This window comes from Maribellus sediminis (assembly GCF_011799805.1).
Lineage (GTDB): Bacteria > Bacteroidota > Bacteroidia > Bacteroidales > Prolixibacteraceae > Draconibacterium > Draconibacterium sediminis_A.
On sequence record NZ_WXUB01000003.1, the window covers coordinates 200054 to 218244 of the forward strand.

An 18191-nucleotide genomic window follows, 5' to 3' on the forward strand; every position below is an offset into this window, starting at 1 on the left:
AGCGGAAAAAATGATTAAGATTCTACAAAACATGATGCTAAGAATTGTATTAATAGGTTTGCTGACGGTGTTCAGCCTGGCATCGGTAAGTTATGGCGAAACCATTATGGCCGATACCACAACTTACACTGCCAAACAGGTTTTGGACCACCTGAAAGAGCAAACCGGTAAAAATTTCTTTTACAGCAACACTACCATCGATACTGAAAAACAGGTAACAGTTGATCTGCAGAACAACACAGTTGATGAGATCCTGAAAGCGCTGTCGACACAGTTGTCGGTAAAAGTTGAAGTGAAAGAAAAAATTATTGTACTCACCCCGGTTGAACCTAAAACGGAGGAAAAGCCGGCGGTAAAGCCCGAAGAAAGTAAGCAGCAGGAAAAACGCACCATCACCGGAATGGTGGTGGATGAGAATGGTGAAGGTGTGATAGCAGCCACCATCACCTACCGCGTGAATGGTTTGCTGCAGGGAACTACAACTCAGTTCGACGGAAGTTTCGAACTGACTATCCCGACAGAAGTAAAGTCGATTACGATTAACATGATCGGCTACCAGGAAAATATTGTAACGCTGGATGACAAAACGCACTACGATGTAAAACTGAATGTATCGGTTCAGGGACTAGACGAGGTGGTGGTTACGGGTTTTCAGAACGTCGATCGCCGCGAGTTTACCGGATCGGTGCAAAAAGTAAAAATGTCAGATGTTCAGCAGCCGGGTATCGAAACCGTTGATAAAATGCTGCAGGGACAGGTTGCGGGTGTTCAGATCGAAAACGTTTCGGGGACAACCGGCTCACGCAGCAAGATCAGGATTCGTGGTAATTCATCGATCAGTGGTAACCGCGAACCGCTTTGGGTAATCGACGGAGTGGTAATGGAAGATGCCGTAAAGATCAATCCCAACGAGTTGTATTCGGGCGACCCAACTACGCTGGTAAGTTCGGCAATTGGCGGATTGAATCCCAACGACATTGAAGAGATTTCGATTTTGAAAGATGCTTCGGCAACCGCACTTTATGGTACACAGGCCGTTAACGGTGTAATTGTGATTACCACAAAACGCGGTAAAAAAGACCATTTCAGTATTGATTATGCCGGTAATTTTACGGTAGAACTTAAACCCGAAATCAACGATTTTTACCTGATGAACTCGAACGAAAGAATTATGCTTTCGGAAGAGATGTTCAACAAAGGACTGCTGAATTACAACAACCTCGATTATTACGCCGGTGGTTTTGGTCAGGCGGTAATGCGCTACTACGATAAATCGATCACCGAGGAAGAATTCCAGCAAGAGGTGTATCGCCTCCGTTCGGAAAACACCGACTGGTTCGACCTGCTTTTTAAGAATGCCTTTAAAATGGAGCACAACCTGAGTATCACTTCAGGAACCGAACGTGCGCAGTACTATTTTTCGCTGAACTATTTTAAAGATTACGGCTCCACCATCGGACAGGGAACCGACCGTTACATTGCCAACTTTAAGGCCAACTATAACATTGCCAAAAATTTTACAGCCGGTGTTAAACTGAATATCAGTAACAAGGATCAACAGATTTTTAACACCAGCACCAACCCGTATGTATACGCAATTAATACGAGCCGCGCTATTCCGGTAAAAGAAGCCGACGGATCGGATTATTACTACACTTACAACAAAACGGGAATGAATATTTTTAATGAAATTGAAAATTCGTTCTCGAACCTGAACAACATTGACGCACTTACACAGATCGACCTGAACTGGAAGATTCATAAGAATGTTAATCTGAGTTCGATAATTTCGTACCGAAAAACCTTTGCACATGTTGAGCGCATTTACACCGAAAACTCGAATACGGCCAACATGTACCGCGATAATCCAAATTATTATTTTATCGATTCCGACGACGAAGATGCACCCACCGAAGGTGTCACAATCCTGCCTCGTGGCGGGCTGATGCAGACCAACGACGACCGCAGCACTTTTTTCACCAACCGGAATACCATTTCGTGGTCGAAAATATATGGCGAACATAAAGTCGATCTTTTTGGAGGCCAGGAATACCGAAGTAAAATTTACGATTACTCGTATATGTTTGGTTACGGCTACGAATACTACCGCGGAAAAACAGCTAATCCGAGCTACCTGCCGATCAAACGTGCAGAGGTGTATTCGCTCGATCCGTATTACGGGTTGAATACAAGCCCCACTTATCTGTTCTCGTATTTTGCTACTGCAACTTACACGTACAAAGGAAAATATACTTTGAACGGCAACATGCGCTCCGATGGTTCTAACCAGTTTGGAGAATCGGCACGTTACCGTTTTCTGCCCATCTGGAGTTTGGGTGCCAACTGGAACATTACACAGGAAGGTTTCATGAAAGATCAGAAGCTTTTCAGCAACCTTGCACTGCGCGGATCTTTTGGTTTGAGGGGTAACGTTTCGGGGAGTTTTTCGCCCCAGGTACTGGCTTATTACGATCTTTCGTACGCCATCGACCCGAACGACAAGGAAGAAGTACTCTATATTATGCAACCGCCTAATCCCGATCTTCAGTGGGAAAAGGAACACATTTACAACCTGGCTGTCGACTTCAGCTTTAAAAACAACATTAACGGTAGTCTCGAGTATTACAACCGAAGCAATTTCGATTTGATCAGTCCTTACCCGGTTTCGATGGTAACCGGTTTCAACATGGTTAACCTGAACTGGGCCAGCATGCGCAACCAGGGTATTGAATTTTCGGTGAACGCCACAATCATTAAAACTCCTGAATTTTCGTGGGCAACCAATTTCACCTTCGGCTACAACAAAAACGAGGTGCTCGAAGCCTTTTACACCCCTACACTACAAACACTTACTTCGCGTAATATTGTAGCTCCGGTGGTGGGCAACCCAATGACCGGAATTTATGCTTTCCGCTTTGCCGGGCTCGATGAAGCCGGAATTCCGACATTTTACGATGCCGACGATAACGTAGTTTACGGTATCGACCTGTCGAGCCGCGACATGGATGCACTGGAATACATGGGAAGCAGCGAACCTGTTTACTCGGGAGGTATTACCAATACATTCACGTACAAGGATTTTAATTTCTCGCTCCTCTTTGTTTACAGCGGTGGAAACAAAACCCGTCTCGATCCGGTGTATTCGTACTACTACCAGGATACTGAGAACGTTTCGAAAGAAATGGTTAACCGCTGGCAATTCCCCGGCGATGAACAGTACACCAACGTTCCCGCCATTCTCGACCTGGAGACGCAATACGATTTACAGATACAGGGCTACAACATCCCATACATGTACAACAACAGCAACATCAGGGTAGTAGATGCTTCTTACCTTAAATTGCGTAACGCCGCCGTGGGATACAACCTCCGGAAGGATGTGCACAAATTGTACGGCATCGGCGATGTGCATTTTCAACTGCAAGGCCAAAACCTGTGGTCGCTTACCCACAAAGACCTGAACGGACGCGATCCTGAGGCACTGATCCAGGGATCGAATATACCGCTTCAAACCTCTTTTACATTTAGCGTTAAAGCCAACTTTTAATCATAAACATTTGTACAGAAATGAAATTCATAAAAGAAAATAGAAAGAAAATAAGCTGGCTCAGCCTTGTAGTGCTTTTGCTGTTTACCTCGTGTCAGGAACAGTTAAGCACCGACCCGGTCGACCGGGTAGTTCCGAACACAGTTGATGACTACCACGCAGTAATGGTTGGTGGTCTGCCGGGTGTTTATCACGCCTTTACCGACCTGATGACCGACGATGTGGTTGCCAAAAACTACACATCATACAATAATCCGAGTGTTTATTCCGAATGGAGTAAAGCTTACCTGTGGATCGATCAGCGTGCCAGCGACGAACCTACAAATCCGGAATATGCCTGGCGCTGGTACTACGCCGATATTTACAAACTGAACCTGGTAATTGCAAATGTAATGGATGCCGATGGCGATAAGGAATTTGCCGCAAGCATTTTAGGCGAAGCACTGCTTACACGTGCCTATTCCTACTTTATGCTGGTAAACCTGTTCAGCAAGCACTTCGATGCCAACACTGCCGACACCGATTTGGGTGTACCTGTTTTGCTGGAACCTCTCGATGCAGGATTCCATTACTTTTCGAGAAACACGGTTGCCGAAGTGTACAATCAGGTGGAAGCCGACCTGTTGCAGGGTCTCGAACTGATTAACGACGCCTACATTGAAAAACCGAAATTTCACTTTTCGAAAGTATCGGCGCTGGCTTTTGCTTCGCGTTTTTACCTCTACAAAGGCGATTTCGAAAAAACCGTGGAATACAGCAACGCTGCCTGGGAAATGAATTCGAGCCTCCTCGACCACAACATTTTCCCGAATCCCGATAAAGGTGAAGTGTTCGAACCGCTTCCGCACGCCAATAATTATTTCACCGATAAGCGCGAAAATGTATTGTTCATACGTCCTGCCTATTTTGCAGTTAACTACTTCAGAAGTGGTTATTATGCCAACGAATTTACGCGTATTTACGAGTACCGCGATTTGAGAGGCAGACAAAACTTTACGTTCACCAACACCTCAACACCCAACTACATTACCCTGAAACTGTCGTTGAGCTACGACCAATACAATTACCCTTTGTTCCGTACCGAAGAAGTTCTGCTTAACCGGGCCGAAGCGCTTGCAAGAATTGGTGGTGACGATAACAAAGCAGATGTTCTTCGCGATTTGAACAAGTTACGTATCAACAGATTTCAGCCTGAATATTACGTGGCCTATAAGTTTAGCGACTTTAAAACCCAGCAGGACTTGATTGATGCCGTGTTACTCGAACGACGCAAAGAATTTTGTTACGAAGGACAGCGCTGGTTCGACCTGAAACGTACAGGTTATCCCGAACTGGTACACACCTTTAACGGAGAGCGGTATGTGTTGCAGGAAAACGATCCGCGCTACGTACTTCAAATTCCGGATAATGAATTAATTAACAACCCCGAAATTGAGCAAAATCCAAGATAATTTAGCCATGAAGAAAATTAGTATTATTCTATCATTCTTTGCATTCATACTACTAATGAATGCCTGCGACAAAGACGATTCCCTCGATATTGGCCCATACGAGTTTCAGGAACAGGAAGTGGACACGACCACTGCCCTGGGAAAGAAGATTTACGAGATTAACCAGAAATATGAATCAAAAGTTATTTACAACTGGGATTCACACTTTATTGGAAACGAAGCCATTGCCTATCCTCCGCGGGTAGAAAAAGTTTACGACTTCCTTCTATTGATGGAAGAGATCTGGTTTAAACCGTATTACAGCGACGAGTTTCTGCGTAAAAATCTGCCACGCGAAATTGTTCTCATCGGTGGTTCAATTAATTATGGCGAAGCCAACGGAACCAGCATGAGTGCAGCGGGTCAGGCCGACTCGCAATACCGCATTAATATTGGTATGGTGAATGATTTCAGTACCGATTTGGCTCCTGACGCCTATCTTGAATACCGCCGAAACATGGAAAAAGTATTACATCATGAGTTCGCACACATTCTGAATAAAAGGTACGGACTACCAAAAGGTTACGCCGAAATCAGCAAGGGTTTATACCTGAAAAATACCCACTTTTCTTCGCTTGGTTATTTGGAAGCTTTGAACCGCGGATTTATTCGCCCCTATGGTGCCAGTAACGAGTTGGAAGATTTTGCAACGCTTTCGGAGATGGTGGTTACACGCTCGAAAGAAACGGTGCTGCACAACCTGTTTCAAATGGTGAATGAAGCAGGAAACGGTTACGTATACTTAGGAGTTGCCGATTTCGATAAAGTGTATAAAAAATACCAGATGCTGATCGACTATTACAACGAGCTTGGAATTGATGTGCAACGCATTGGCAACGAATCGGAAGCCTGGTTGATGAACTACATCGAAGAAAACGATTTTTAGTACAGCAAATACACATAACAGCAAAAAGATTGATCATGAACAGATTCAAGATGAAACACATAATAAATCTATCACTAGTATTACTGCTCGGTTTTGTTGTACTGAACAGTTGCAGCGAGAGTACAGTCGATCCGTTTCCGGAAGATCGTTTAACAGCAGAAGAACACGAACAGGAAATTGTAAACCTGCTTACCAGTGCCGATTATGGCTGGAAAATGGTTCTAAGGCCTGATTTCAGTTCGGTTGGCGGTTTTAACATGGTGGTTAAATTCGACCAAAACGGAACCTGCGAAATGGTGGGCGACTATTTCGAATACAACTACATATATGGCACCAAACCGTTCGATGCCACTAAAAAACAGGGAAACATTAGTTACGCGGTAAAACATGTTAGCAATTTCGAATTGTCGTTCGAAACCTACTGTTTTGTGCACAAATTGTACGAACTGAATTACAACACCACGTTTCAGTACCGCATTGAAAGCTACTCTGAGGACAAAATTGTGATCGCCGACGGTACTTCACGAATGGAGATGACCCCTGCTACCGAAGACGACTGGAACATGAACAAGTACATGCAGTCGGAACTGAAGTTCAAGGAATTTACCGACAACACCGTACTATTTAATTACCTGCACAAAGGCGATGCACCTAAACTGCAATTGAGCCTGGATTTTTACAGCCGTTCAATTGGTTTCTACTTCTACAACGAAGAAGGACGACTTGCAATGCAGCAAATCGGATACTATTTTACCGCTGAAGGTATGAAACTGCGCACCCCGCTCGAAGTTCCGGGAATGGAGCCGGTAAGCGAAATGAAGTTTGGTGCTATTACCACAGGGGAAGGAGTATCGAAAGTATTAAACGTCACTTTCGATAATGGAACTCAATCGAGCTTTTATTCGAGCGTTCGAACCATGGTTCCGGTCGATGACGGAGTGGACCATTTTCTGAAAGTGAATGGCATCAGCCTTGCAAAAGGTGGTCGTTTCTGGAGTTCGCGGCTAGCGTTTGAAGGTGGCTTTCAATATGGAGATACCAGTACTTACTTTGGGTTGGAAAACAATCCTTACTTCAGCGACTTCAGTATCTACCTGGGCTACTACAACCCCAACCTTAACGATACCTACAACTTCTTTAGTTTTCTGTACAAGGGCGATGGCTACGAAGCCTTTTTCGATGTGTATTTCACCTACGAAACTATTGGAAGCGACCAGGTTATCTTCCACCTGGATACTGAAAAAGGAAATGGCGGTTATTCTTCGTTCATTCCTGAACAGATTGTGGAAGAAATAAAACCGATGGTGGATAAGATGATTCAGCCTGAAGGATATACCATGGTTTCGAATCCCTATGCCAATCCTATCGATGGCAGCCTTTCATTGTTTATAGTCGATAATAAAGACTATGGATTTATGTACATGCGAACCGGATCATTGCACTAAAAATAAAATGCATTCAATAACAACTCATAAATATTTCAAATTATTAACCATCACAAAAACAAACGTATGAAAAAGTTACTTTTACTTTTGCTGCTTGCTGTTACCTTCGGTGCTTTTGCACAGGAGAGAGAACCTTTTGCCCCGGCCGGATCGAGCTGGAAATACTGGTTCGCCGACGAATACACAACGGGTTACATTAATGTTACTGTACTGACTGATACGGTTACTTTAACCGGAGTAATCAGCGGAACCACCGACACCGTTACTGTACAATGTTCCGAGATTTACACTCCGCGTGCTTCGTGGATCGGGCCCGAGGCAAGACCCGAAGAAGAACCATCGCCTGAAGAATACGACAAAGACAAGGCGCGCTATATGTTTAAAGAGGGCAACAAAGCATACATTTACGATAAGCATGATCAAACCTTCTACAAACTTATCGATATGGATGCACAACCCGGCGATCAATGGGAGATGTCGTTGTTCAACGGATCGGTTGCCAACGATTTTTCGCATTACAAATTCACACAGGATACAACCGAAGAAATTCCTGCAGAATTAAAACCGTATTTTGTGTACAACAGTTACCTGTGCATTACCGACGATAACTGGGCCTGCAACCTGAGCTATGCCAAATTCAGTCAGTTTTTGCTCGATAACGGCATCACCCAGGAACAAATTGATGCCTGGGAAGCTGAGGCCAGCTGTATTACTACAGGAACAGTTGATGCCGGCAGCGAACACGAGCTTTACACAAAAGCCACCAGTCTGTTAACGTCGAAAGGTTACGAATGGACCGACTCGACCTGGGCCTGCGATTTTAAATATTACAACGATTATCTAGCCAAATGGTCCTACACCGAAGTATCTTATACCGAAAAAAATACCATTTTCGGCTTGTGCGATGCCCCTTTGGCAACACTTACCGACAGTTTCCCTATGCCACAGGAAATTATCGATCTGTGGAAAAAATCCGATAAATACGAAGCTAATGATGGCAATACCACCAACTACAATTTCAAACTGATTACCAAATACAACTGGCCACGTTACATCGATAGCAAGATGAAAACTGAAATGGCTAAAACGGTTGAAGAAGGCGGACTTGGACTGACCACCGCGGAGATCGACTCGATGTATGCCAATTATGCAGAAATTGTTTATGTTGACCGTTTGGTACCTGGCGAAGTGGACCTGATTGAGGTAACCGAGAAAAAAACTGTTGAAGTTAACGGCCAGCAAATTCCGGTGGTTGTAATGGGCCCTGCATGCGAAAGTTTGCTGAATTCAAAGGCCTTCCGCTCGGAAGTAACGATTAGCGGCCCTCTGAATATCGATTACCTTTGTCTAACAGGAGAACCTTGGCCGGTATGGCTCGAAAGCAGTTCAAGCTACGAAATCCACTACCTGGGTCTACTGTGTGCTCAAAATGGTGAAAAATCGCTGGATACTCCTGCTCTTTCTGCCTATTTCGAAAACGGACTGGAAGATAAATTCAATGCAGGAAACATTTCGTGCGACGAACTTGAAGCTCCGAAATTTAATGTAACAGATACTACTACTACAAAATCAGCCGGCCTGTTCGAAGGCGACAATCCTTTCGGAGCAATCAGCAGCACCGGAAATTATGCCTTGAAAAACGGTGCTATTGTTAGCGAGCCCGATTCGGCTTTGATTGTGAACACTGTGGTTCATGTAATTCACAACGAAAACAATCCTGAAGGTAAGATTTCGGAAATCCAGATCAAGGAAATGCTGGCAGCTATAAACAGCGCATTGCTGGGCACCAACGACCAAACAAGTGTAAACGAAGCGTTCACCGGTGTTATCGGAGTTCCCGGAATTAAACTGAAACTGGCCACACTTGATCCCGACAGCGTAGAAACCAACGGTATAGTGTATCACAGCACTACTGAAGACTATTTTACAGTAGGTGTTGGTACTGACGCTGAAACAAAATATGCCTTTAAATTCGACGATATCGGCCGCCCTTACAACTGGGATCACAAACGTTACCTCAACATTTACATTGCCGATTTCAACGGTAAAAATGGCGGTAATGTTGGAGGTTTTGTTACCAACCCTGAACCATCGGGAACTAACGATCCGGATTATACAGCATGGCTCGAAAGCAACGACAGCACCTTCTGGAAAAAGTGGCTCGATTCGGAAGACAGCGATGCACCATCACTTGATGGTTTAAGCCTGGATTATTACAACACTTTCCTGGCCGACGAAATTACTCCGGATCTGAGATATAAAACGGCCATTCACGAACTGGGACACTATTTTGGATTGAAACATACTTTTGCCCTGGTAGTTGAAAAAACCGTCTATATGCCTTTCCCTGTAAAAACCGAAACCATGTATGGCGATAATTTCGACGATACACCGGAACAGTATTATAAAACCACGGTTTACGACAATTGCCAGCGCGAGTTGTACCAGTGTGGTAACCTGATACAGATTTACAACTTCATGGATTATTCACTGCCATGTGCCTGCATGTTCACCGAACAACAAGCCGGCTTTATGCAAAGTTTCACAACTGCACTGCGCCCCGGAATTTTCTACAAAGAAGATTACGGAACGATCCTTGGCGTTGAAGACACACCTGCCATTTCAATGGATGTTTGTCCGAATCCAACTACAGGAATTGTAAATGTGAGTGTAGCCAACGGTAAACCGTTCAGTGTTTATGTGGCCTCATCGCAGGGACAGATCATCGAAGTGATCAACGACGCATACAGTCAAACTGAAATTAACCTCGAAGGCCTGCCTTCAGGTATTTATTTCCTGCGCATTGTTTCTGAAGGAAAAATTACTTCATCGAAAGTAGTGAAACAGTAATAAATTACTCACTCATAAATTAATTGAAGGAGGCTCGCTTGCGGGTCTCCTTTTTTTTGATCTCTGCCTTTGATACGTGGCTAATAAAAACTAACCACAAAGCACACAAAGGCTACTCAAAGTTTCTCAAAGTTTTTTAATCCGATCAATCAGCTCGCTGGTAGAGATTCCTTCTACCAGATCTAGGGTTTCAACCGTTCCGCCATTGTTCAAAACCGTATCGTGGCCCGCAATTTCGTGAATTTCGTATTGTGCGCCTTTTACGAGTACATCGGGCACAATTTTGGCGATCAGTTCGGCCGGAGTTTCTTCGTTAAAAATAATAACCGCATCCACCATTTCAAAAGCTGCAAGTATGGTTGCCCGTTCCATCTCCCCAAGAATCGGGCGGTTCTCCCCTTTCAATATGCGAACCGACTCATCGGAGTTAAGCCCCACAATAAGTTTGGTACCAAAAGCAGCCGATTTCTGCAGCGAATCAATATGCCCGTGATGGATCAGATCGAAACAACCGTTGGTAAAAACAATGGTGTTATTGCTGCCTTTCCATATTTCGAGCAGCGGATGCAGTGATTCAAAATCACGGAAGATTTTTGATCGGATTTTAAAGTTCATGTCTGTAAAAATAAGAAAACCTCGCGGCTAAATTCAGACACGACGTTTTATTTTATGATTTCATCGATGATCTATCCGCCCTCTGTTGATTCTCAGAGTTAGGTAACCAATCTTCTAATTTTATACGATGCTGTTGGTCTCGGTATCAGGAAAAACCAGACTGGGCTTAAAGCTTTTGGCTTCTTCGAAGTCCATTTGGGCGTAGGAAATAATAATCACAACATCGCCCACCGCCACTTTTCGTGCTGCCGGCCCGTTGAGGCAAATGGTGCCCGAACCGCGTTCACCTTTAATCACATAGGTTTCAAGGCGCTCGCCGTTATTAATGTTTACAATCTGAACCTTTTCGTTCTCTATCAGGTTAGCGGCATCCATTAAATCCTCGTCGATGGTTATACTACCAACATATTGCAGGTTGGCTTCGGTTACCGTAACCTTATGAATCTTCGATTTACAAACTTCAATTAGCATGGCTGTTCAACTCTTAGTTCTAAATCTTTCTTTTCTGCTAGTATCATTCCGAATCCGACAGTTGACGGACGGAATGTCGTTTTATATAATTGCTTTACCTCAGTACTCCAACCTAAAAGTCTCTGTACTAAAGAACAATATTGTCTATCAATCTAATTTTTCCACAGAACACTGCAACACAGGCTATTTTTGTTGTGGGTTCGTCCCAGCTTTTTGCCGCTTGCAGCTCTTCGTCATCAACTATCTCTACATATTCAACATCCAGGAAAGGGTTATTGTTGATTTCATCTTTCACCCATTCCACGAGTTCTTTTACGCTCATCTGCGTTTTAAGTTCTTTCGCCCTGAACAGCGTTTTTGAGATTACTGCGGCATTTTTTCTTTCCTCAGCCGACAGCAATTCGTTGCGCGAGCTCATGGCCAGTCCGCTATCTTCGCGAACAATGGCGCAAGGTACAATTTCAACAGGAAGATTCAGCTGCTTAACCATGTTTTTTACAATAGCCAATTGCTGAAAATCCTTCAAGCCAAAGTAAGCTTTATCGGGTTTTAACATGTCGAAAAGGCGACTTACTACCTGTGCTACCCCATTAAAATGTCCCGGACGAAAGGCACCTTCCATCACTTTTTCCAGTTTTCCGAAATTAAATTTCCGGGTATCCGGCTTCGGATAAACCTCCTGTGCATCGGGTGCAAAAACAAGCTGGCAACCCGTGGTTTCAAGCAGCTTTAAATCGGCTTCCAAAGTACGTGGATATCGTTCCAGATCTTTAGGATCGTTGAACTGTGTAGGGTTCACAAAAATGCTAATTACTGCCAGCGTATTCTCAGCCACAGCCTGCCTTACCAACGATAAGTGGCCTTCGTGCAAAGCTCCCATTGTTGGTACAAATCCAACGCTGGCGCCCTTGCCAGAATCTTGTATTTGCTGCTGTAACTCGCTGACTGTCTTAACCAGTTTCATTCCCTAAATTTTGAGGCTGCAAAATAAACAAATAATATTGGTATAACCGCACAAAAAATTGTGATACCGGCTGAAGCTAACCAACTTAAATTGAATATTAAGTTTATTTTTATTAATTTTGCCCCCTGTTTTTAACTGCACTTTGGTTGATGGAAAAGAAAAGAATCCTTTATATTTCACAAGAGATTACTCCCTACTTACCCGAAAGCGAAATGTCGGAAATTGCGCGATATTTGCCTCAGGGTGTTCAGGAAAAGGGAAGAGAGATTAGAACGTTTATGCCTCGTTATGGCTGTGTTAACGAGCGGCGTAATCAATTACATGAGGTGATCCGCCTGTCGGGGATGAACCTGGTAATTAACGATACCGACCACCCGCTTATCATAAAGGTGGCTTCGATTCAGGCTGCACGTATGCAGGTGTATTTTATCGATAATGAAGATTATTTTCAGCGCAAGGCAGTGCTTGCCGATAAACACGGAAAGGAATTCGAAGATAACGACGAACGCGCCGTGTTCTTTGCCCGCGGGGTACTGGAAACAGTAATTAAACTGCGTTGGGCACCCGATATTATTCACTGCCACGGATGGCTCACATCGCTGGTGCCGCTTTACATAAAAAAATACTATTACAACGATCCGCTGTTCAGCCAATCGAAAGTAATTTACTCGTCGTATAACGACGACTTCAAAAATATGCTGAACAAAGATTTTAATAAAAAACTTTTACTCGACGGAATAACTGCTGACGATGTAACAGCGATCGACGAGCCTACTTATGTGAATGTTAATAAGCTGGCAATTGATTATTCTGACGCCGTGATACAGGGAACTGAACAGATTAACCCGGCGGTAAAAGAATACATCAAAAAAAGCGGTAAACTGTTCCTCGATTACCAAACCAAGGAGAATTACATCGACGCGTATAACGAGTTTTACGATAAGGTGTAACACCAATTTTGTTAAAAGATCAAAATTAAATTTTAAAAACCGGAATTTTACAATGATTGCCGGAATGCTCTCGTTGTTTTTTCATACGTTTGTGTAATTTTTCAGAAAAACAACAGAGCTTAAATATTAAATCAGAAAGCAGGTGAAACACAATACAAATCGGATTTTTAAATACGCAGGAGTTCTCTTTCTAATGGCACTCCTTTTTTCAGCTTGTAACAAGGAAAACGATCTTGGCATCGAGATTCTTCCGGGAACCGACCTCATTAATGTCCACAATGCTGTAATTAAAGATCAGCTGGGTGCGTATGCCAACAGCGAGTTTGGAATTGTGACCAACAGATCGGGTTACAATTTGATCGGAAGTTTGCAGGATGAGGCTTTTGGAAACACCACCGTAAATTTCGCCACACAACTTCGGATTACGACTTATACCGATTTTGGCGCAAATCCGGTAGCCGATTCCACTTTTTTGTTTTTGTACTATCGCAGTGTTTATGGCGATACCTTAACAGCCCAAAATTTAAAAGTGTATGAATTGGAAGAAATGTTGTATGACGACCAAAAATATACACAGGATATTGATCTGAAATCAATGGCATCGGACCAGGTGATCGGCGAGATCGTTTATACCCCCAAAGTAGAACTCGATTCGGCGTCACAGGATACCTTGTACCAGGTGATAAAAATACCTATCGATAACGAATTCGGGCAAAAACTTATTTCAGCCGATTCAGCCGACATGGTGATCATCGACTCATTTCTGACCAATATTTGTAAAGGAATCTATATTGAATCAGAAAAAGTAAATACTCCGGGAAGCGGCGCGTTGATGCGCCTGGAAGCTTCGTCAAGCAATACTTTCCGGGGGTCGGCACTTTTGGTTTACTACAACAACGACAGCAACATTGTTGCCGAAGAACCGGATACCTTATCCAAGGCATTTCTGATCACCCAGTTTAGTGCCCGGGTAAATAACATTGTACACGATTACTCGGGTACAGCGTTTGTCAACGATCTGGATCAGGGTGTTGAGCAGGAAGACTATATCTACATACAACCAACCGGTGGCCTGAAATCGCATATTACTGTTGGCGAATTAACAGGATGGCGCGACTCACTGAATACAGCAATCAACAAAGCCGAACTGGTTTTCCAGATCGATACGATAGCCAGCGACATCGAAAAATATCCGCCACCGACCAGCCTCACACTTACTTTTATTGATAAAGACAGTATTGAGCGCTTACCGATCGATTACTATTTCAGCCCAAACTACTACGGTGGTTATTTGAGGGAAGATTATACTTATCATTTTAACGTAACCCAACATGTTCAGCGTGTGATCAACATTCTTGATCCCGATGACGATGCTTATGTGGGTAACCAGGGTTTTGTTATTACTACAGGACAAACCAGTGACAATCCGCGACGTGTAATTCTTGAAGGTACCGGACGCGAAACCGGCGTTCAGCTGATTATTACCTATTCGAAATACTTGCAATAAAGCGATTCAATTATAAAAAGAAAAGGGCAGATCTTCAGATCTGCCCTTTTCTTTTTCCTGTTGCCTTCCTATTTTGTTGTAATGTGAATTTCAGATTTTTTACCGTCTTTACCCGGTTTATTTACTTCCACTTTTTCGATGTCTTCCTTATTCAGTTCTTTGATCTCGTCGGCACTCACCTTTTTACCGTTGAGGTAGTAAATTACACTGTCGCCGGGATAATTCAGAAAAATGGGTTGGCGACCATATTTCTCTGCCATTTCGCGGTACTTCTCGGCCATTTCCATTTGTTTTTGAGCCTGCATTTCGGCTTGTTCCTCAATCTTCCGTATTTGTTCTTCCGAAAGCTGCGACTGACGCTCTGCCATTTCGCGGGCGCGGGCAGCCATTTCTTCAATGCGCGCTTCATCAATATAAGGCTCATAAGCTCCGTACGGACTCTTATTATCGATTTTATAGAGGTTCTCCAGTCCACGTAAGTTCATGGCTTTGCTGAGTGAAGCCACATTTGCCAGATCAATCTTTCCATCCAATTCAACCAGGCTGGTAACGGTGTTCGAGTTTGTTACAAGTGCAAGCGAACTGATCTCTCCGTTTTTCTTTTTGAGGTACACTTTTACATCTTCTCCCATCCTTTTCTCGGTTTTCAGCAAAGTGTAATCACCGGTGTTGTAATGCGCGAGAATATCCTTGTACACCTTTCCCAGATCAGTTTCTGATTTTTTCGCGCCGGTATTGGCCTGTTCGTTAAAAGCCATATAAGCATTGCCAAACTTACTTTGCGAAACCACCAGAATATTATCCAGGTTCTTTAAAGCTGCGGCCACTTCAGAATCTTTATCCAGATCCTTCTTCTTCATGTACAAATCGAACATATCACTGCTCAGCATGCTCGCACTAAATCCGTCCTGTTCGGAATAGTTCGTCGTCAGCTGTTTAAAAAAGCCCTGTACATCCTGTGCCTGTACCGTAACCGTAATCCCGATCAGCAGTACCATTAAAATCATTTGTCTCATCGTTTTATTTTTAAGATTTTATTTCAATTCTCTATCCGTAATTATTTCCAATTCTCTGAACTCGGAACTTTAAACTCTGAACTAATTCAGGATTATCTCAACATCTTTATCTACCCAGAGTACCAGCATATCCTGTTGCTCCTCGGGTTGCAAACTGCTCGATAGTTGATAAAGTGCCTGTTCCATTACAAAAAACTGATTTTCCATTTCTCTTTTCTGCTCTTTTCTGAAATCGATATAAACCGAAAGCAAAACCAAAACCACTGCAGCCGCCGAACTAAATGAATACCAACGCATCCTTCGCGTTTTTCGCTGCTCCTGCTTTTCGAGCACGCCGTTAAAAAGCGATTCTTCCAAATCGTCAGGAATTGCTGCCTCGTTTTCGAAGTAGGCAAACAAATCCTCATCCGCACCTTGATTTTCTTCGGAAGCAAGCAGTTCCATCAACTCCTTTTCTTCTTCCAGCGAAGTCTCTCCTCTATAATATTTGTCGAGCAAATTTTCCTGATTGGTCATAATCGTACTTTTTTTCTACTTCTTCTTTAACTTTCTGTCGCGCCCTCGAGAGTATCACTCTGATGTAGGGCACCTCGTAACCGGTCATCTCACTTATTTCGTCAAACTCAAATCCATCGATATCACGCAGCCTGATCACTTCGCGGTATTTCTCCGGCAATGCGTCAATGGCCGATCGAACATGTTCAAATTTTTCTTTTGCTTCCAGTCCGCTATCTTCACTGGCCAGGTTCAGAATTTTATGTTCTTCGTTTTCCCCGATCCTGGAAGGTCGTTTCTTTTTTAGCAGATCGAAACTGTGGTTTTTGGCCATCGTAATGATGTAGGCTGTCTGGTTGTTACACCGCACCAGATCGTTCCTTTTGTCCCACAATTTCACCATCAGATCCTGCAAAGCATCGCGCGTTTCCTCTTCGTTTTTTAATATCCTGAACAACATCGGATACAACTTTCGCGAAAATGGAATAACCGTATTTTTAAACTCCTCTGTGGTCATCTGTTACATGAGACGATTTGCTGTTGAATTTATAACAAACCTATGGTAAATTTCAGGCATTTTTATTTTAAAGTCGGCGTAACATTTCTTTCAATCTGAATTCAAATGCTTACTTTTGCCGCTCGCAATGACTGTTTTCCAATTCATAACATTTTTACTGATCGGCCTGGGACTGAGTTTCGATTCCTTTGCAGTTTCTGTATCTGTTGGTTTGCTGCGTCGCGACATCCGCTTTTTCCAGGCCTGTAAAATTGCCTTTTCGCTGGCCTTTTTTCAGGGTGTATTTCCTGTAATTGGCTGGATGATCGGGAATGTAATTGAAGAACTTATTTCTACAATCGATCATTGGATAGCCTTTGGACTGCTCTTTGCTATCGGCGGAAAGATGATCTATGAAGGTATAAAAGACGAAAATGCTTTAACTCATTTAAATCCTTTTAAACTGACAGTTCTCATTGGCTTATCGATAGCAACCAGCATCGATGCCTTTGTGGTTGGAATTACTTTTGGCTTTCTGGAAACTCCGATTATTTTTCCGGCGGTGGTTATCGGATCAGTAACTTTTATTGCTTCGATGTTGGGGCTTTTGTTTGGCAAAAACATTCCGGCTAAACGCAGTCACCAGTCCTTAATCCTGGGAGGAATCATTTTAACACTTATCGGGATAAAAACACTGGTTGAACACCTGTGGTTCTAGTCATCCAGTTTATTGATCTGAAGAATAACTGAATAATCATCAGGATCTGTCTCAACCGACAAATCGGGATAAGGCAAAACATCCGTCAGAATAATTTCAAAATTCTGAATTGTATCTTTTTGATTATCGTAGGTGCTTAAAACCAGCTGATTTTCTGTTTCTGTTATAAAGGACATATAAACCCTGGCTTCACCCTGCCAGATACAGGTTGCACCAATCGGACAACGCGAATCGTGAATACTGTCGATTCTGATAGTGAGTTTTTCATCCATCGACAAGTAATTCCGTTGAAGGTCAAACTTCTTTTCTGTACCATATTGAAATACCCCGGACTCGTACACTTCAGTTTCGCACGAAAAAAACAGGAACGGAAACACAATTAATATGAATAACAGTTTTTTCATTTATTGCAATATATATTACAGACGCATCAGCGAAAAAAAGGTTGCGTGGCTTTTTCCGAAATAAATGAAGCAGAATCAATTGTCATCAGTCATGATGGAATACAATCACTCACCCTGATTGTGCCTTCAAAACTATCGTCTCTTTCTACAGTTAGCTACCCTTTATACACAAATACAAGGAATGAGCGATTTTGATCACCTCCAGAAATTCGGCGCATTATAGGGTACCTTTTCAATGCTTTGCCGCAATTGCGCCGATTTTGTAGGATCATTAACCCCGGGCGACACTCATCCGTCAGCAGACGGATTCATTCTGCCCGGGGCTGAATGATTAAGG

Annotated in this window: 15 protein-coding genes; 8 read left to right on the plus strand and 7 right to left on the minus strand. The window is 43.2% G+C overall.

Annotated elements, in window-relative coordinates:
• Window positions 1–10 precede the first annotated feature (10 nt).
• From HFD85_RS12710 to HFD85_RS12730, 5 genes are all read left to right on the plus strand, one after another.
• Window positions 11–3547, plus strand: a complete 3537-nt coding sequence (locus HFD85_RS12710) for a SusC/RagA family TonB-linked outer membrane protein (RefSeq protein WP_167610204.1) — start codon at window positions 11–13, stop codon at window positions 3545–3547.
• A 20-nt stretch (window positions 3548–3567) separates the two neighbouring features.
• Window positions 3568–4998, plus strand: a complete 1431-nt coding sequence (locus HFD85_RS12715; protein ID WP_167610207.1) for a RagB/SusD family nutrient uptake outer membrane protein — start codon at window positions 3568–3570, stop codon at window positions 4996–4998.
• A gap of 7 nt (window positions 4999–5005) precedes the next feature.
• Window positions 5006–5923 (plus strand): putative zinc-binding metallopeptidase, encoded by a 918-nt coding sequence (locus HFD85_RS12720; RefSeq protein ID WP_167610210.1) that lies wholly within the window; start codon window positions 5006–5008, stop codon window positions 5921–5923.
• Window positions 5924–5973: 50 nt separating this feature from the next.
• Complete coding sequence (locus HFD85_RS12725) at window positions 5974–7368, plus strand: DUF4302 domain-containing protein (protein WP_167610214.1); 1395 nt, start codon at window positions 5974–5976, stop codon at window positions 7366–7368.
• A gap of 66 nt (window positions 7369–7434) precedes the next feature.
• A complete protein-coding gene (locus HFD85_RS12730; RefSeq protein WP_167610217.1) occupies window positions 7435–10218 on the plus strand; it encodes a zinc-dependent metalloprotease in 2784 nt (927 codons plus the stop codon).
• A 126-nt stretch (window positions 10219–10344) separates the two neighbouring features.
• Here HFD85_RS12730 and rfaE2 read toward each other — a convergent pair whose 3' ends face one another.
• The 3 genes from rfaE2 to panC form a co-directional block, all read right to left on the minus strand.
• Window positions 10345–10833 carry a D-glycero-beta-D-manno-heptose 1-phosphate adenylyltransferase gene (gene rfaE2, locus HFD85_RS12735; RefSeq protein ID WP_167610220.1) on the minus strand — a complete coding sequence of 163 codons (489 nt, stop codon included), beginning with the start codon at window positions 10831–10833 and terminating at the stop codon, window positions 10345–10347.
• A 120-nt stretch (window positions 10834–10953) separates the two neighbouring features.
• Window positions 10954–11304, minus strand: a complete 351-nt coding sequence (panD, locus tag HFD85_RS12740; RefSeq protein ID WP_167610223.1) for an aspartate 1-decarboxylase — start codon at window positions 11302–11304, stop codon at window positions 10954–10956.
• Between the two features lie 127 nt (window positions 11305–11431).
• Window positions 11432–12268: a pantoate--beta-alanine ligase gene (gene panC, locus HFD85_RS12745; protein ID WP_167610228.1), complete on the minus strand. Its 837-nt coding sequence runs from the start codon at window positions 12266–12268 to the stop codon at window positions 11432–11434.
• 149 nt (window positions 12269–12417) lie between these two features.
• On the opposite strand from panC, the gene HFD85_RS12750 reads away from it, so the two are divergent.
• A complete protein-coding gene (locus HFD85_RS12750) occupies window positions 12418–13218 on the plus strand; it encodes a glycogen/starch synthase (RefSeq protein ID WP_167610231.1) in 801 nt (266 codons plus the stop codon).
• A gap of 142 nt (window positions 13219–13360) precedes the next feature.
• Entirely contained in the window at window positions 13361–14725 is a 1365-nt protein-coding gene (locus tag HFD85_RS12755) for a DUF4270 family protein (protein WP_167610234.1), read from the plus strand.
• Window positions 14726–14793: 68 nt separating this feature from the next.
• Here the strand turns inward: HFD85_RS12755 and HFD85_RS12760 are convergent, their stop codons facing one another.
• The 3 genes from HFD85_RS12760 to HFD85_RS12770 form a co-directional block, all read right to left on the minus strand.
• Window positions 14794–15741 (minus strand): DUF4252 domain-containing protein, encoded by a 948-nt coding sequence (locus tag HFD85_RS12760; protein ID WP_167610238.1) that lies wholly within the window; start codon window positions 15739–15741, stop codon window positions 14794–14796.
• 81 nt (window positions 15742–15822) lie between these two features.
• Window positions 15823–16257, minus strand: coding sequence for a hypothetical protein (locus HFD85_RS12765; protein WP_167610241.1), 435 nt, complete (start codon window positions 16255–16257; stop codon window positions 15823–15825).
• A complete protein-coding gene (locus HFD85_RS12770; RefSeq protein ID WP_167610244.1) occupies window positions 16220–16753 on the minus strand; it encodes an RNA polymerase sigma factor in 534 nt (177 codons plus the stop codon). Before HFD85_RS12770 ends, HFD85_RS12765 begins: the two co-directional genes overlap by 38 nt.
• A 115-nt stretch (window positions 16754–16868) precedes the next feature.
• On the opposite strand from HFD85_RS12770, the gene HFD85_RS12775 reads away from it, so the two are divergent.
• A complete protein-coding gene (locus tag HFD85_RS12775; RefSeq protein WP_167610247.1) occupies window positions 16869–17450 on the plus strand; it encodes a manganese efflux pump MntP in 582 nt (193 codons plus the stop codon).
• Here HFD85_RS12775 and HFD85_RS12780 read toward each other — a convergent pair.
• The gene (locus HFD85_RS12780) at window positions 17447–17854 is read right to left on the minus strand and encodes a hypothetical protein (protein ID WP_167610250.1); all 408 of its coding nucleotides are present in this window, start codon (window positions 17852–17854) and stop codon (window positions 17447–17449) included. The two genes, HFD85_RS12775 and HFD85_RS12780, sit on opposite strands and share 4 nt — an antisense overlap.
• Window positions 17855–18191 lie beyond the last annotated feature (337 nt).